We start from the raw sequence: 15,086 nt of genomic DNA, 5'->3' as shown, positions 1-15,086 counted from the left end.
AGGAGATCGCAATGATTCCCGGTGAATATCGACTCAAGGAAGGCGAGATAGGTCTCAACGAAGGCCGCGAGACCGCCACGGTGGTGGTGACCAACCAGGGCGACCGCCCGGTGCAGATCGGCTCGCACTTCCACTTTTTTGAAGTGAACACGGAGCTCAAGTTCGAGCGCTGGAAGGCTTACGGCAAGCGCCTCAACATCGCTGCCGGCACTGCGGTCCGGTTCGAGCCGGGCCAGCAGCGCACGGTGGAACTGGTCACGCTGTCGGGCGACATGGAAGTCTATGGCTTCAGCGGCAAAGTCATGGGCAAGCTGGACCCGAATCCCCCCAAAGAATAAAAACTCAGCTAAAGGCAGACATGGCTACAATCTCGCGCCGCGCTTATTCGGAGATGTTCGGTCCCACCCTTGGTGACCGCATCCGTTTGGCCGACACCGAACTGTTTATCGAAATCGAACATGATTACGCCATCTATGGCGAAGAAGTGAAATTTGGCGGCGGCAAGGTGATCCGCGACGGCATGGGCCAGTCGCAGCGCTGCCGCACCGACCCGCTGGTGATGGATACCGTGATCACCAACGCCGTCATCATCGACCACTGGGGCATCGTCAAGGCCGACATCGGCCTGCGCGACGGCATGATCGCCGCCATCGGCAAGGCCGGCAATCCGGACATCCAGCCCGGCGTGACGATGATCATCGCCGCCGCCACCGAGATCATTGCCGGCGAAGGCAAGATCGTCACGGCCGGCGGGGTGGACACCCATATCCACTTCATCTGCCCGCAGCAGATCGAGGAAGCCCTGATGAGCGGCGTGACCACCATGATCGGCGGCGGCACCGGTCCCTCGGCCGGCACCTCGGCCACCACCTGCACGCCCGGCCCGTGGCATTTGCACTCGATGCTGCAGGCGGCCGATGCCTTCCCGATGAACCTCGGCTTCCTCGGCAAGGGCAACGTCAGTCTGCCCGCGCCACTGGAAGAGCAGGTGCGGGCCGGCGCCATCGGCCTCAAATTGCACGAGGACTGGGGCAGCACCCCGGCCGCCATCGACAACTGCCTCACTGTCGCCGACGAGATGGATGTGCAGGTGGCCATCCACAGCGACACCCTCAACGAAGGCGGCTACCTGGCCGACACCATCGCTGCGTTCAAGGATCGCACCATCCACACCTTCCACACCGAAGGAGCGGGCGGCGGCCATGCGCCGGACATCATCGCGGCGGTCGGTGAATCGAACGTGCTGCCGTCATCGACCAATCCCACCCGGCCGTTCACCGTCAACACGCTCGACGAGCACCTGGACATGCTGATGGTGTGCCACCACCTCGACCCCGCCATCGTGGAAGACGTGGCGTTTGCCGAATCGCGTATCCGCCGCGAGACCATCGCCGCCGAAGACATCCTGCACGACATCGGCGCCATTTCGATGATGTCGTCCGATTCGCAGGCCATGGGCCGCGTGGGCGAGGTGGTGCTGCGCACCTGGCAGACCGCGCACAAGATGAAGGTGCAGCGCGGCCCGCTGCCGCAGGATTCGTCGAACAACGACAACTTTCGCGTCAAGCGCTACATCGCCAAGTACACGATCAACCCGGCCATCACGCACGGCATTGCGCATGCGGTGGGGTCGGTCGAAGTGGGCAAGATCGCCGACCTGGTTCTGTGGAAGCCGGCGTTCTTCGGCGTCAAGCCATCCACCATCATCAAGGGCGGCATGATCGTGGCCGCGCCGATGGGCGACCCGAACGCGTCGATCCCCACGCCGCAGCCGGTGCACTACCGGATGATGTTCGGCGCCTTTGGCGGCGGCCTGAAAAAATCGTTTACGTTCGTCTCGCAGTCGGCATTCGACGATGGCATCGGCGACCGCCTCAAGCTCAATAAAACGCTGATCGTGGCGAAGAACATGCGCGCGCTGCGCAAGTCCGACATGATCCACAACGACCTGGCGCCCAAGATGGACGTCAACCCCGAAACCTACGAAGTGCGCGCCAATGGCGAGCTGCTGGTGTGCGAAGCGGCCAGCGTGCTGCCGATGGCGCAGCGTTACTTCCTGTTCTAAGCAAAACCACATGTTCACCTTTCACACCAAAATTTCAGCGGCCGAAGCTGGCCCCATCGCCGCGCGGCTGGTACTGCCCTACGAACTGCGCGAAAAATGCCGCCTGCGCGCCACCCTCGACAACGGCGAGGACGTCGCGGTCTTCACCACGCGCGGCACGGTGCTGCGCGACGGCGACCTGCTCACCGGCGAAGACCGGCGCGTGATCGCCGTGGTGGCGGCGGCTGAACCGACCTACAAGGTCACCTGTGCCGATGCGCATACGCTGCTGCGCTGCGCCTTCCACCTCGGCAACCGCCACACCCAGGCGCAAGTGGGCGACGGCTTCCTGCGCATTCGCGCCGATGCGGTATTGAAGGAAATGCTGGCGGGGCTGGGCGCGGTGGTGGTGGAAGAATCGGCCGCCTTCGAGCCGGAGTCGGGCGCATATGGCGGCGGTCATGGCCATCACCACGACAACCATCCGCTGGCGCCGATCCCGGTGCGGCAGAAGATCCATCGTCCCGGCGACGCGGCATAAGGTCACGTATCGATGCAAGCATCAGCGCTGCTCAACCTGCTGCAATTCGCCAGCCCTGCGCTACCGATCGGCGCTTACAGTTACTCGCAAGGCCTGGAGGCCGCGCTGGAAAACGGCACCGTGCACAACGCCCCCACCGCGCGCGCCTGGATTTTGCGCCACCTGCACGAAGTGGTGGCGCAATGGGAAGCGCCGGTCGCCTGGCGCCTGATGCAGGCGTGGACCAAGCGCGACTGGCAGGCCGTGGACGACTGGAGCGAGCGCTTCATCGCCTCGCGCGATAGTGCCGAATTCCGCGCCGAGACCATCCAGATGGGCTACTCGCTGGTCAAGCTGCTGGGCGAACTCGATATCCTCGATGCCGACGCCCAAGCCCACTTGCAGCGCGAACCCGAAGTGGCGCTGCCCACCGCGTTTGCCTGCGCAGTGGCGGCACTGAAGATTCCGCACGACGCCGCGCTCCTGGCCATGCTGTTCGCCTGGGCCGAAAACCAGGTGCTGGTGTGCGTCAAATCCGTGCCGCTGGGGCAGGTAGCGGGGCAGCGCATGCTGCTGTCGCTGCGCGACGATATCGAGGCGGCTGCCCGCCATGCGCAAACCGTGGCTGACGACGACATGTGCAACTGGGCGCCGGGCCTGTCGTTGCTGTCGATGCAGCACGAGGTGCAGTACAGCCGGCTTTACCGATCATAATTTTACAAAAACGAGATAAACGATATGACTCAAATGACTTCCAATCCCCTGCGCGTCGGCATCGGCGGCCCGGTCGGTTCCGGCAAGACCGCCCTGTGCGAAATGCTGTGCAAGGGCATGCGCGACCACTACGACATGGCTGTCATCACCAATGACATCTACACCAAGGAAGACATGGAAATCCTGCTGCGCGCCGATGCGCTGCCGGCCGAGCGCCTGATGGGCGTGGAGACGGGTGGTTGTCCGCACACGGCGATCCGCGAAGATGCCTCGATCAACCTGGAAGCCATCGCCCGCATGCAGGCCGATTTTCCCAATCTCGACCTGATCCTGGTGGAGTCGGGCGGCGACAACCTGGCCGCCACCTTCAGCCCCGAGCTGTCCGACCTGACCATCTATGTGATCGACGTGGCTGGTGGCGAGAAGATTCCACGCAAGGGCGGTCCCGGCATCACCCGCTCCGACCTGCTGATCATCAACAAGACCGACCTGGCGCCGCACGTGGGCGCGGACCTGGACGTGATGGCGCGCGATGCCAAACAGCAGCGCGGCAGCCGGCCATTCATCTTCACCAACCTGCGCAGCGGCGACGGCGTCACCGCTGTCATCGATTTTATTCGCGAACAGGGCCTGCTCGGCTCGACCCCGCACTTTGCCCAGGAGACCAAATGAAACGCACCGTCAAATTCCTCGTTCCAGCGCTGACGCTGGCGCTGGCCAGCACCGCCGCCGTCGCCCACCCGCAGGCGGGCGCGCACGCGCACGGCTTCCTCGACGGCTTTGCCCATCCGTTCACCGGCATCGATCATTTATTGGCGATGCTGGCGGTGGGCGTGTGGAGCGCGCGCCAGTCTACCGCGCAGTGGCTGCCGCCGACGTTCATCGGCATGGTGATGGCGGGCATGCTGGCCGGCGCGCTCGGCATGGCAATCCCTGGCCTGGAGCTGGGCAACGCGCTGACGGTGGCGGCGCTCGGTGCGCTGATCGCCTTTGCCGCGCGCTTGCCGGCAGCGGCAAGTGTGGCGATGGTGGGCGCGTTTGCGTTCTTGCACGGCAATGCGCACGGCCTGGAACTGCCGGCCGTATCAAGTGCGCTGGGTTTGCTGGTCGCCAGCGCGATGCTGGTGTATGGCGGTCGCCTGCTGGGTCGCGTGGGGCCGGCACTGGCGGTGAAATTTTCCGGGGCGGGGATTGCCGCGACCGGCATGGTGCTTGCTGCGGCGCTGTAAAGGCTAGCCGCGCGGCTCCGCGCGCCGCTCCGCCAGGATAATCGGCGCCGCGTTTTCCGGATGCAGGCCCTGGTGACCCTCGAGCACCGCGCGGATGGCTGCCATGTCGGCCTCCTGGTCGCCGGTCAGGTGGATGTGATCGACCAGGCTCAGGGTCTTGCTCGGGTAGTCCATGAACACCAGCACCAGCGGCACCTTGGCCTCCATCGCCAGATGGTAAAAGCCGCTCTTCCAGTTCGGCCGGTATGCGCGCGTGCCTTCGGGCGTGATGCCCACCCAGTAGTATTCGGACGCGTTCATGCGCTCGGCCTGGGCCTTGATGGTGCCTTGCGGCGCGCCGCGTTGCACCGGCTCGCCGCCCAGCCAGCGGAACCATGGCCCCAGCGGCGACTTGAACAGCGAGTCCTTGGCCAGGAAGCGGAATGGCTGGTCCATCGCCCATTTGCCCAGCAAGCCGATCGGGAAATCCCAGTTCGACGTGTGCGGATAAATCACGCAAATGCCACGCGGGCCGGGCAGGGGCCGGAACAGCACCTTCCAGCCGAAAAAGTTCAATACCCGCAGCGCTGCGCGCTGGCGCCACCGTGGCAGCGCCGCTACCTGTAGTTCGAATTCGCTCATGTCATGCACCCTGTATTGGTTTATTTATACTCTTGACACGGCGACATCTTCCTCGTCAAAAAACTCGGCGCATTCTATATTGGGGCCGGATGGGGGGCAAGTTATTCATCCTTTCGAGGCAGGTGTTGGTGTGCGGATGCGGTAAGCTGTCAGGTTCCAGAATATCAACAAGAAGGTGAAATCATGATCAACATCGCTCGTTCTTCCCGGGTTGCCATGGCGACTGCCGTCGCCGCCGTTTTGGCTGGCGCCATGGCGCCAGTGCACGCTGCCGCGCCGTTTGCCAAATTCCAGGCCCCCGGCTTTTATCGCACCACGCTCGGCGAGTTCGAAGTGACCGTGCTCAACGACGGCACGCTCGACCTGCCGGTGAGCAAGCTGCTCAAGCAGCCGGAAGCAAAAACCAAGGCGGCGCTGGACAAATCGTTCCTCAAAGAGCCACTGCAGACCTCGGTCAACGCCTTCCTGATCAACACCGGCAGCAAGCTGGTGCTGATCGACACGGGCGCCGCCGGCCTGTTCGGCCCCACCGCCGGCCAGTTGGCGGCGAGCCTCAAGGCTTCCGGCTACACGCCGGACCAGGTCGATGAAATCTACATCACCCACATGCACAGCGACCACGTCGGTGGCCTGGCCAGCAAGGACCAGCGCGTGTTCCCGAATGCCATCGTCCGCGCCGGCAAGCAGGATGCCGACTATTACCTGAGCCAAGCCAACCTGGACCAGGCCAAGCCCGACGCGAAGGCCAATTTCGAAGGACCGATGGTGTCGCTCACGCCGTACGTGAAAGCCGGAAAATTCCAGCCGATTACCGCCAATGGCGAACTGGCGCCCGGCATCCGGTCGCAGTTCAATGGCGGCCATACGCTGGGACATATCAGTTACGTGGTGGAGAGCAAGGGGCAGAAGCTGGTGTTGCTGGGCGACCTGCTGCATGTGCAGTCGGTGCAGTTTGACGATCCGAATGTCGGCATCGCCTTCGATACCGACAGCTCGGTGGCGATCAAGGAGCGCAACGCGGCGTTCGCGGCAGCGGCCAAGGGCGGCTACCTGATTGGCGCGGCGCACCTGTCGTTCCCGGCACTGGGCCATGTCCGTGCCAACGGCAAGGCTTACCAGTTCGTGCCGGTCAGCTACACGCAGCCGCGCTAGGCGATTACAGCGCCCCGCGCGGCTGGCGGGGCAGTGGCTTTTAGGCGGCCAGGGCTGGGTAGTCGGTATAACCTTCAGCCGACGCGCCATAGAACGTCTCCGCATTCCACTTGTTCAGCGGCGCATCGGTTTCCAGGCGGCGGGGCAGGTCAGGATTTGAAATGAAATCCTTGCCGAAGGCTACTGCGTCGGCGGTGCCGTTGTCGAGCAGCTGCTGGGCACCGGCCTTGTCCAGGCTTTCGTTGGCGATGTACACGCCGCCGAATTCTTTTTTCAGCAATGGCCCCAGGCTGTCTTCACCCACGGCTTCGCGAGCGCAGATAAAAGCGATCTTGCGCTGGGCCAGCTCGCGCGCCACGTAGCCGAAGGTGGCGGTCGGGTCGGAGTCGCCCATGTCGTGCGCATCGCGGCGTGGCGCCAGGTGCATGCCCACGCGGTTGGCGCCCCACACGGCGATGCAGGCATCGGTCACTTCGAGCATCAGGCGGGCGCGATTTTCAATGGTGCCGCCGTAGTTGTCGGTGCGCTGGTTGGTCTTGTCTTGCAGGAACTGGTCGAGCAGGTAGCCGTTGGCGCCGTGGATTTCCACGCCGTCGAAGCCAGCCTTCTTGGCGTTTTCCGCGCCCAGTTTATAGGCTGCCACCACGCCGGCCAGCTCTTCCGTAGCGAGCGCGCGCGGCACCGGGTAAGGGCGCATCGGGCGCAGCAGGCTGACGTGGCCTTCGGCTGCGATTGCGCTAGGCGCTACCGGAGCGTCGCCGTTCAGCAGGCTCGGGTCCGAGATGCGGCCCACGTGCCACAGCTGGGCGAAGATCACGCCGCCTGCCGCGTGCACGGCAGCGGTGACCTGCTTCCAGCCTTCCACCTGCTCGTCGGACCACAGGCCCGGCGTATCGGCATAGCCGACGCCCTGCGGCGTGACCGAAGTGGCTTCCGAGAGGATCAGGCCGGCGGTGGAACGCTGCTCGTAGTACTTGGCCATCAGGGCGTTCGGCACACGGGCGCCGCCGATGGCGCGGGCGCGTGTGAGCGGGGCCATGACGATGCGGTTTTTCAGGGTCAGGTCGCCAATGGTAATCGGGTCGAAGAGGGTAGGCATATGTTTCCTTTATAGGGTCATTTGGTCGATGAAAGCCCGGATCGTGGCTTCATCGCGTTGAAAATAGTTCCACTGGCCGACGCGCTGCGACGTGATCAACCCCGCCTTGAGCAAAATTGCCAGGTGGGCCGACACCGTCGATTGCGACAGCCCCACGCGCTGGTCGATCTGGCCCGCGCACACGCCATTGCTGAACGGGTGCGACTGGGTCGGAAAGTATTGCTCAGGATCCTTCAGCCACGCCAGAATCTGGCGCCGCGTGGGATTGGCCAGGGCCTTGTGGATCGCGTCGATATTCATCGTATTTCCTTCAAACATGACTTCGGGTTGGAACGACATGCATATCGTCTTTTTCCGATGCCAATATCGTGATCTTACGATATAAATCGAAAACGTGCTGGCGCCCGCGTAAAAATGCGGGTGCCAGTGAAAGAACGGAGGTTATTGCTGGGCGATGACGCCCTGGTTGCCGCCACCGGTCTGAACCAGGCTGGCGTTCAGGCGCTGGCCGTTTTGGCGGATGGTGGCCAGGTTGCTGGTTTCCGCTGCAATATTGCCGTTCTGGGTCAGGGTGGCGGTATTGAGCGTGCCGCTCTGGGTGACGTTGTAGTCGCTGCTGCGTCCTTGCTGGTCGGTGCTGGCCATGTTGCCTATGCCGGACTGGAGCAGGTCGCCGCCGCTGACCGTTGCCGAGGTGCGCGTGGTGGCGCGGTTCTCGGTGCCGTTCTGGGTGATGGTGTAGTCGGTGAACAGGGATTCGCTGCTCAAGGCGGTAATCTGGTTGCGTTCGCCGTACTGGGCCATGTCGTGCTGCGTATAGTCGGCAAAGGTCTGTTCGACCACGATCTGGTTGCCTGTGCCGTTCTGGTCCATGTTGGAATCGGAAAAGCCATTGCGGCGCTGGAAGATGTTGACGGTGTTGTCGGCACCGGTCTGCAACGCGATGAAGCCGTTGGCCAGCACGCTGGCGGCGTCGCCATCGACCCGGTTGCTGGTGCCCGATTGTCGCACCCGCGTCACCGATTCGAAGGCCGCATCCTGGCGCACCGCGGTAATGTTGGCGGCGCCCGTCTGCTCGAGGATGAACCAGGTGCGCTCGCCGCTGCGCTGGGTGCCGGTGGCGCGGTTGGCGTCGCCGGTCTGGCGGATTTCCAAGCGCAGGTTCGACGCTTCGTACTGCCGCACGCCGCCGCCCTGGCTGTCCGGGTTGCCCGCCAGGTTGTTGTTGCCATTCTGGACCACCGTGGCGAAAATCCCGCCCAGGTTGTCGGTTTGGGCGATATAGGCGCGGTTGCCGTCGCCGGACTGGCTGGCGCTGGCGTTGTTGTCGTCCTGGGCGGCGCACAACGAACACGTCAGCGCAGTGGCCAGCAGCGCGGCGCTGCGGGCGGTGAGGGTAGTTTTCATGGTCACTCCTTCGGTGGTGGGGCGGACTCGTGTTGAACGACGGCGCCCCGGTTGTTGCCGCCGTCCTGGATGATGGTGGCGTCCTGGAGCTTGCCGTGCTGCCCGGTGGTTGTGAGGTTGCGCGCGCCGGTCTGGGTGATGCGCAAGTCGGTGCCAAAAGCGCTGCTGTGCACGGTCGCGGCCTGATCGATGGTGCCCTGGATGCTGTCGGTGCCGGTGGCCCGCAGCAGGATGCCGCTGGCGCTGGAATGGTGTTTCATGATGGCTCCCTGTCGGCTGCCGTGAATGCGATGTTGGTCGGGTACTGCGCGGTGCCGCACGGGCAGGGAGCCCCTGGTGGGGGCTCCCTGTGGTGACGCTGACGATCAACGTTGTACGATGGTCGCGCGGTTGTTGCTGCCGGTTTGGGCCAGGGCGGCATTGCCGTTGTTACCCAGTTGCATGATCATGGCCACGTTGGGTTGGGCGGCCGTCATCGCGGTGCCGGTTTGGGTGATGGTGGCAGTGTTCAGGTTGCCGATCTGGCGGATCTCCGATTCGTTGAAGTTCATGGTTTTGTTCACGGTCGCCACGTTGTTGTTGCCGGTCTGGGTGACGATCGAGGCGTTGCGCATGCCGCCGTTGCTGACATTGGCGCGGTTGTCCATGCCGGTTTGACGCACCGTCATGTTCTGGGTGTCGCGGGCGTTGTTCTGCACCACGTTGGCTTCGTTGCGCATGCCATTCTGGTAAATGGACGGGTTCGAATAGTAGTCGAGCACCTGCTGGATATTGGCCACGTTGGCCGTACCTTGCTGCTCGACCACCGGCGACGTGTTGCCGGCGCGTTCCTGCCGCACTGACAGCTCGTTGTTGTTGCCCACCTGGCGGGTGGTCACGGTGCCGGTCGCCACTTCGGACTGTGCGAATTCGGCGAAGTTATAGTTGCCTTCCTGGCGCGCCGAGATGTTGGAATAGCTGGCCGCTTCCTGGCGTGCTGCCACTTCGTTGTTGTTGCCGATCTGCGCGAACGCGGCGGTGCTGTTGTCCACGTCGTCCTGCACCACGCCAGCCTGGTTGTAGTTGCCGTTCTGGTTGATGGTGGCGGTGACGTTTTGCGAGTTCATTTGCATGATGCCCGCAGCGCCGCCGGGCGTGCCGGCGACATTGTAGCTGCCGGTTTGCGTGATGGTGGCGACGGCGTTTTGCGCGCTGGCCATTTGCTCGATGTTGGCCAGGTTGTTGGACCCGTTCTGGGTCAGCGTGGCGCGGTTGCTTTGGGCGGAGGCCGGTTGCAGTGCGCACATCAGGCTCAGGGCGGCGGCGACGGCGCCGGAAACAATGGTGGTTCTCATGACAGTATCTCCTTTGGTTGAGTGGGTACTTCGGGTACTACCGGTACTACTGGGTGAAACTCTGTTGTTCGGTGGCCGGTGCTGCAGGCGGGGCAGCCACGGCATACGCGGCCAGTTGTTCGCCCGCATAGCGCTGCACCACCGGGTTCGACCACTGGGCCGGGTCGGCCAGCGCCCAGTGCTGCTCGCGCACGCCCTGCACGATCAGGTGGCCCAGCGCGGCGGCAATCGCTTCGCTCACGCACAGCTGCGCCGGTTCGTTGCGCGTCATGCCGGCTTCCACTTCCACCAGGTCCTTCACGCTGACGAATTTGAAAATGCTCGGATGCAGTTCGTACGAGTAAATGGTCTTGGTGGTGGAAATGCTTTGCAGGATCTGGCCGGCGCGGATATCGACCGTGCGCAGGTTGACCGTGACCTGGTCCACCCGGTACTGCGACGACATGCCGATGCCAAGGAAGCGCGCGCCCGCGCCGCCGGTGCGCACATTGCTTTCGTAGGCGACGATGCCGCCTTCGACCAGTACCGACGCGGCCAGCAGCGGCGGCATTTGCACCGGCGGCGTATCGGCCGGTTGCGGCATTTCCAGCGCCCGCACGATCTTGCGTTCGGTGAGCAGGTTTTGCAGGTTCTCGCGCTCCACCGGCACGAACCAGCCCGAATCCTTCAGGGCTTTGACCAGCAGCGACGAGGCGCCCTGCGTGACGGCGGTGGAAAACGAGCTGTCCGGCGACGGCTTGTACTGGCCGGTCTGGTCGCGGATGCCATACACGGCCACCGCGATCTTGCCCTTCGGTGGCGGCAGTTGCAGCAGGTCGCGGCTGGCGGCGGTGAGCGTGGTCAGTTGCGCCACCGACCCGGCCTCGTCGCGCGGCGCCGACGGCGGATGCGAGATGGCGCAGCCGGTGCCGGCCAGCGCCACGGCCAGGACCAGCATGATTGTGCGCGGCTTCATTGCGACACCTCGAACGAGGTGGATGCACCGGTGGTTTTATCGACGGTGGTGATGCGCAGCATGCCGCCGCCCAGGTCGGTGACGGTGATGGTGAAGTTGGACGTCTGGAAGGTGCCGGGCAGCAGCTTGCCATCGGGTCCGGTCAGCTTGGACGTCGCGGCCGACGCCAATTGGCTCAGTACCGTGCGCTCGAGCGTCTGGTTGAACTGCGTCAGCGGCGACTGGTCCAGCAGCGACGAGTAACCGAGGCCCTTGTCCACGTGCTTGTTGGTGGCGCTGGCCACGGCCAGCAGGTGCTGGCCGTTGGCAGGATAGCCGCCGAAGGACGGGTTAACGGCCTGGTACACCAGTTCGGTGGCGTTGGCGTGGAAGTGCATGGCGCCGGCAAGCAGTAGCAGCATGCCAGTGCGAAGGGAGTGCGTGCGCATCATGGTCTCCTTGTTGTGAGGTCAGAATTCATCGGGCGCCAGGTCGGCGTCGTGGAACAGCTTGCGTTCGGCATCGGTGCGCTGCACGGTGGCCCACACGTGCTGCACGGCGTTGGCGGCAAGTTCCGGCAAGGCCGCGCGGGCCGGCGGCAGGCGCAGTTGCAGCACGGTGCGCTGCGAGTAGTCGATCCACACTTCGCTGCCGAAGCGCGCCGACGGCCGTTCGCGGATCGCCAGCGTGACCTGGTCGCTGCCGTCCTGGTCGCGCCAGGCCGCCAGAAAATGCTGGGAAAAATCGTGGCCGGCGGTGGTCATGGTCTGTACCGTGATCACGCCCACCGCGCGTGGCGGCTCGGCATCGGCGGCAGCGGCGCGTAGCGCACACAGCGCTGTTGCCGCAATAAAAATGACGCGTAAAAACATGTGATCCTCGCTGCGGTTGGGCCGGAAATGGCCAAGTCGTCAGTCGAGTATAGAAGTCGCGTTCGCCTCAAATTTGACGACGATCACGCGCGGAGACGATATGATTTTGTGCGGGAAAGGAAGCGGAAAAACGTGCTTGAGCCTGTGAAATCAATTAGTGTATGGGTATCGAAATCGGCTCGGGAGAGCGTCATGTCCAATCATTATCTCGACGTTGCCATCGGCTTGTCGTTCACGTTCCTGGCGATGAGTTTGTTATGCAGCGCTACACGCGAAGCGATCGCCTCGCTGTTTCAAACCCGCGCCAAGGTGCTGCTCGACGGCGTGCTGACGATGTTGCACGAGTCGGCAGCGATGCCGCGCCTGCGCGGCATCGGTCCCTCGCTTGCGCGTTTGCTGCGGCGTGACAACTGCTTCGGTCTCGACCGGCTAGGCGATGCCTCGCTGACCGCCGACGTCATGCGCCATCCGCTGATCGTCGGCATGGCGCAGCGTGGCCGCATGCCGTCCTACATTCCGGCGCCGATCTTTGCACGCGCGTTCGTGGCCACGCTGATCGCGCGGTACGGCAAGGGCCACACGGCGCAACTGCTGCTGGCCAGCACCCGCAACGACGGCCTGGCGCGCACCCTGCTGGCCATCATGGGAGAAGGTCCCGACGATGCCGCCGCGCTGGAGAATGCCGTGCGCATCTGGTACGAGACAGTAATGGAACGCATCACCGGCTGGTACAAGCGCCGCTCGCAGCTGGTGCTGTTCTGTATTGGCCTGTTTTATGCAGGCGCGATGAATATCGATGCGCTGGTGCTGAGCCAGCGCCTGTGGCAGGACGACAGCGTGGCGGCCGAACTGGCCAAGACCAGCGCCGAGACCATCGCCGCCGGCCGCGTTAAAATCGACGCGAACGCTACGCCGGCGCAGGCGCTGGGCCAGGCCGTCGCGGCGCAAAAGGAAATCGACAAGGTGGCGGGCCTGCCGGTCGGCTGGCCGTCATCGCGTTTTGAAAACCTGGGCGGGCAGGGCGCTGGCGCGTGGCTGCTGGCGCTGGGGTTTGCGCTGCTCGGATGGATCATCACGGCATTCGCCTCGTCGCTCGGTGCGCCGTTCTGGTTCGACGGCGTGGGCTGGCTGCTGGCGCTGCGCGGCACCGGCGTCAAGCCGCCGGTGGAATCGGTGCCGGCGACGTCGGTGACGGTGTTGCCGAGTCTGAGTGTAGCGCCGCGGCAGGGCGCTGCGCCGTAACACTTCGGTGGGCGGCGCGTCAGCGACCTTTGGCGCCGCCCGCGGCAGCAAGCCTGGAGCGGCAGCGTCGCGATTGCGCCTGCCTACGCTGCAAAATGCAAAGCCAACGCCACCACCGCCGGCAAGGTCTGGATCAACAGGATGCTGCGCTTGACGGTCAAACCGCCCCACACGCCGGCCACCGCCACGCAGGACAGGCCGAATACGGTGAACGCCGAGCCCACCACGGTATTCGGATGGGCAAAGCCGACTACCAGCGCCGCCACCAAGAAGCCGTTGTAGCAGCCCTGGTTGGACATCGCGGGGCGCACGATCTCCGCTTTTTCTGTCGATAAGCCGAACACCTTGCGGCCGCGCGTATCGAACAGTACCGTCTCCAGCAGGACAATATAGATGTGTATCAGCGCGACAAAGCCGGTGACGATCTGGGCCAGTAACTGCATGCTTGCTCCTGTTTTTGTTAAGCAATGATTATCTCCGAGATTGTTGCGAATGGTATACTTTTGTGTTGCGCGCCGACTGGCAGGGACCACCTTGCCGCGCCCTGGAGATTTTTATGACCTGGATTATCCTCATCATCGCCGGCCTGCTCGAAGTGGCCTGGGCCATCGGCCTGAAATACACGGCAGGCTTCACCAAGCTGATGCCCACGCTATGGACCTTGAGCGCCATGCTTGGCAGCGTCGGCATGTTGGGCCTGGCGCTGCGCACGCTGCCGCTGGGCACCGCCTACGCCATCTGGACTGGTATCGGCACGGTTGGCACCGTCATCTACGGCATCGTCGCGCTCGACGAACCGGCCAGCGCCATGCGCCTGGCGTGCATCGCCATGATTATCGGCGGCATCATCGGCCTGAAACTGACCAACGCTTAAAATTCAGGGTTGGTGCGGGTCAGGTAATACCATTCTCCGCCAGCGACCGCTGCGCTGTCGGGAAACAGCATGCGGCCGTCGAACCCTGCCAGCACCGGTGTGCCATCTGCACGTTTGCCAATGCGCTCGCCTTTGGCAACGACATCGAAGCTGCGCCACGGCCGCGAAAACCTGTCGCCGGCCGAGATTTTATCGACCACCGCCACCATGCTCAGCGCCTCGATGGCGTGCGGATCGACGGGCGCCGGTGGCGGGCCATCGGTCATGCCCAGGAAGGCGAGCGTGTTCAGAATGGCGCGATACGCCACCTCGGGCGCTTGCGGATCCTGGTGCTGGCCGCATTCGAGCGTGAGCGCATAGCCGCCGGTGCTGCGCATGTATTCTGTAGTGCCTATGCCGTAGCGCAGCACGGTCTCGATCTGCTGCGCGTCATCCAGGCGGCGCCGCACGCCGTCGCCATACGTGCGCAACCACCCATCGACAAACCGCTGCACGCCAAGATGGCGCGCCAGTGCGCGCTCGGCCTGTTCATGCTGGAACGGTTCGAGAGGGCCGGTGTTGTTGCGCGGGCCGACCATGACGAACGGTTCACCAGGCGCGTTGAATGAATGCAGGTCGAGCAGCACGTCATGCCGCGCCAGTAGCGGGCATAGCCAGTTGGCAACGTGGTCTTCGAAGTTCTGCGGGTGCGCGGTCGGGAACAGGTTGCGATTGAGATTGCGGTCGCCGTTGCGGGTACGCCTGGCGTAGGCCAGGGGATTGGTGATGGGGACGAAGGTGACGCGGCCGCTGCGCAGGGTCAGCGCGCCGCTGTCGAGGTCGGCCAGCACGCGGGTGATGGCCTCGGTGCCGCAGGTTTCGTTGCCGTGGATGGCGCCGGTGATGATGAGGCGTGGGCCGGGTCCGTTTCCTCTCGCATATTCGAAGTAGCTTGGCGGTAGGAATTGTTCTGACGATATATGCATTGATATCAGTGCTTCCACACCCCTGCCCATCATTTATGTGCGACTGGAGTTGGGAGGAATTACCTGCAGTGGCTTGCCC

General features: G+C 63.9%; 20 protein-coding genes. 9 read left to right on the top strand and 11 right to left on the bottom strand.

The genetic code is table 11. The annotated features are described in order from the left end of the window. Positions 1–11: 11 nt before the first annotated feature. Genes ASF04_RS20520 through ASF04_RS20495 form a run of 6 tightly spaced genes read left to right on the top strand, consistent with a single transcriptional unit; the run spans position 12 to position 4,507 of the window. Positions 12–338 carry an urease subunit beta gene (locus tag ASF04_RS20520; protein WP_019919888.1) on the top strand — a complete coding sequence of 109 codons (327 nt, stop codon included), beginning with the start codon at positions 12–14 and terminating at the stop codon, positions 336–338. Positions 339–358: 20 nt separating this feature from the next. Further along, a complete protein-coding gene (gene ureC, locus ASF04_RS20515) occupies positions 359–2,065 on the top strand; it encodes an urease subunit alpha (protein WP_056146074.1) in 1,707 nt (568 codons plus the stop codon). Positions 2,066–2,075: 10 nt separating this feature from the next. Next, entirely contained in the window at positions 2,076–2,585 is a 510-nt protein-coding gene (gene ureE / locus ASF04_RS20510) for an urease accessory protein UreE (protein WP_056146072.1), read from the top strand. A gap of 12 nt (positions 2,586–2,597) precedes the next feature. Continuing rightward, positions 2,598–3,278: an urease accessory protein UreF gene (locus tag ASF04_RS20505; protein ID WP_056146069.1), complete on the top strand. Its 681-nt coding sequence runs from the start codon at positions 2,598–2,600 to the stop codon at positions 3,276–3,278. 24 nt (positions 3,279–3,302) lie between these two features. Then, positions 3,303–3,950 (top strand): urease accessory protein UreG, encoded by a 648-nt coding sequence (gene ureG, locus ASF04_RS20500; RefSeq protein WP_056146067.1) that lies wholly within the window; start codon positions 3,303–3,305, stop codon positions 3,948–3,950. After that, positions 3,947–4,507 (top strand): HupE/UreJ family protein, encoded by a 561-nt coding sequence (locus tag ASF04_RS20495; protein ID WP_056146065.1) that lies wholly within the window; start codon positions 3,947–3,949, stop codon positions 4,505–4,507. The genes ureG and ASF04_RS20495 overlap by 4 nt, the downstream gene beginning before the upstream one ends. A gap of 3 nt (positions 4,508–4,510) precedes the next feature. On the opposite strand, the gene ASF04_RS20490 is transcribed toward ASF04_RS20495, so the two are convergent. After that, positions 4,511–5,128, bottom strand: coding sequence for a 1-acyl-sn-glycerol-3-phosphate acyltransferase (locus ASF04_RS20490; protein WP_056146060.1), 618 nt, complete (start codon positions 5,126–5,128; stop codon positions 4,511–4,513). Between the two features lie 183 nt (positions 5,129–5,311). On the opposite strand from ASF04_RS20490, the gene ASF04_RS20485 reads away from it, so the two are divergent. After that, a complete protein-coding gene (locus ASF04_RS20485) occupies positions 5,312–6,280 on the top strand; it encodes an MBL fold metallo-hydrolase (RefSeq protein ID WP_056146057.1) in 969 nt (322 codons plus the stop codon). 40 nt (positions 6,281–6,320) lie between these two features. Here ASF04_RS20485 and ASF04_RS20480 read toward each other — a convergent pair whose 3' ends face one another. From ASF04_RS20480 to ASF04_RS20445, 8 genes are all read right to left on the bottom strand, one after another. Next, positions 6,321–7,379 carry an alkene reductase gene (locus tag ASF04_RS20480; RefSeq protein WP_056146054.1) on the bottom strand — a complete coding sequence of 353 codons (1,059 nt, stop codon included), beginning with the start codon at positions 7,377–7,379 and terminating at the stop codon, positions 6,321–6,323. Positions 7,380–7,388: 9 nt separating this feature from the next. Next, positions 7,389–7,679 (bottom strand): helix-turn-helix transcriptional regulator, encoded by a 291-nt coding sequence (locus tag ASF04_RS20475; RefSeq protein WP_056146052.1) that lies wholly within the window; start codon positions 7,677–7,679, stop codon positions 7,389–7,391. A 141-nt stretch (positions 7,680–7,820) separates the two neighbouring features. Then, a complete protein-coding gene (locus ASF04_RS20470) occupies positions 7,821–8,786 on the bottom strand; it encodes a hypothetical protein (protein ID WP_056146049.1) in 966 nt (321 codons plus the stop codon). A 2-nt stretch (positions 8,787–8,788) separates the two neighbouring features. Then, on the bottom strand, positions 8,789–9,046 hold the full coding sequence (locus tag ASF04_RS20465; RefSeq protein WP_056146045.1) for a hypothetical protein: 258 nt from the start codon (positions 9,044–9,046) through the stop codon (positions 8,789–8,791). Positions 9,047–9,151: 105 nt separating this feature from the next. Then, positions 9,152–10,120 (bottom strand): hypothetical protein, encoded by a 969-nt coding sequence (locus tag ASF04_RS20460; RefSeq protein WP_056146041.1) that lies wholly within the window; start codon positions 10,118–10,120, stop codon positions 9,152–9,154. 46 nt (positions 10,121–10,166) lie between these two features. Then, entirely contained in the window at positions 10,167–11,075 is a 909-nt protein-coding gene (locus ASF04_RS20455) for a CsgG/HfaB family protein (RefSeq protein WP_056146038.1), read from the bottom strand. Then, on the bottom strand, positions 11,072–11,476 hold the full coding sequence (locus tag ASF04_RS20450) for a curli assembly protein CsgF (RefSeq protein ID WP_082488905.1): 405 nt from the start codon (positions 11,474–11,476) through the stop codon (positions 11,072–11,074). The genes ASF04_RS20455 and ASF04_RS20450 overlap by 4 nt, the downstream gene beginning before the upstream one ends. A 48-nt stretch (positions 11,477–11,524) precedes the next feature. Further along, a complete protein-coding gene (locus ASF04_RS20445) occupies positions 11,525–11,926 on the bottom strand; it encodes a CsgE family curli-type amyloid fiber assembly protein (protein WP_056146033.1) in 402 nt (133 codons plus the stop codon). A gap of 192 nt (positions 11,927–12,118) precedes the next feature. On the opposite strand from ASF04_RS20445, the gene ASF04_RS20440 reads away from it, so the two are divergent. Next, on the top strand, positions 12,119–13,168 hold the full coding sequence (locus tag ASF04_RS20440; RefSeq protein ID WP_056146030.1) for a hypothetical protein: 1,050 nt from the start codon (positions 12,119–12,121) through the stop codon (positions 13,166–13,168). Positions 13,169–13,251: 83 nt separating this feature from the next. Here ASF04_RS20440 and ASF04_RS20435 read toward each other — a convergent pair whose 3' ends face one another. Beyond that, on the bottom strand, positions 13,252–13,611 hold the full coding sequence (locus ASF04_RS20435) for a DUF1304 domain-containing protein (RefSeq protein ID WP_056146027.1): 360 nt from the start codon (positions 13,609–13,611) through the stop codon (positions 13,252–13,254). A 113-nt stretch (positions 13,612–13,724) separates the two neighbouring features. Here ASF04_RS20435 and sugE point away from each other — a divergent pair, with 113 nt between their 5' ends. Further along, a complete protein-coding gene (gene sugE / locus ASF04_RS20430; RefSeq protein ID WP_056146025.1) occupies positions 13,725–14,042 on the top strand; it encodes a quaternary ammonium compound efflux SMR transporter SugE in 318 nt (105 codons plus the stop codon). On the opposite strand, the gene ASF04_RS20425 is transcribed toward sugE, so the two are convergent. Then, a complete protein-coding gene (locus tag ASF04_RS20425) occupies positions 14,039–15,007 on the bottom strand; it encodes a succinylglutamate desuccinylase/aspartoacylase family protein (protein ID WP_082488904.1) in 969 nt (322 codons plus the stop codon). The two genes, sugE and ASF04_RS20425, sit on opposite strands and share 4 nt — an antisense overlap. Between the last annotated feature and the right edge of the window lie 79 nt (positions 15,008–15,086).

The organism is Duganella sp. Leaf61 (genome assembly GCF_001421905.1).
Classification (GTDB): domain Bacteria; phylum Pseudomonadota; class Gammaproteobacteria; order Burkholderiales; family Burkholderiaceae_D; genus Rugamonas; species Rugamonas zoogloeoides.
The sequence above is the reverse complement of the archived record's forward strand: the minus strand, read 5'-3'. Positions and strand labels throughout refer to the sequence as shown.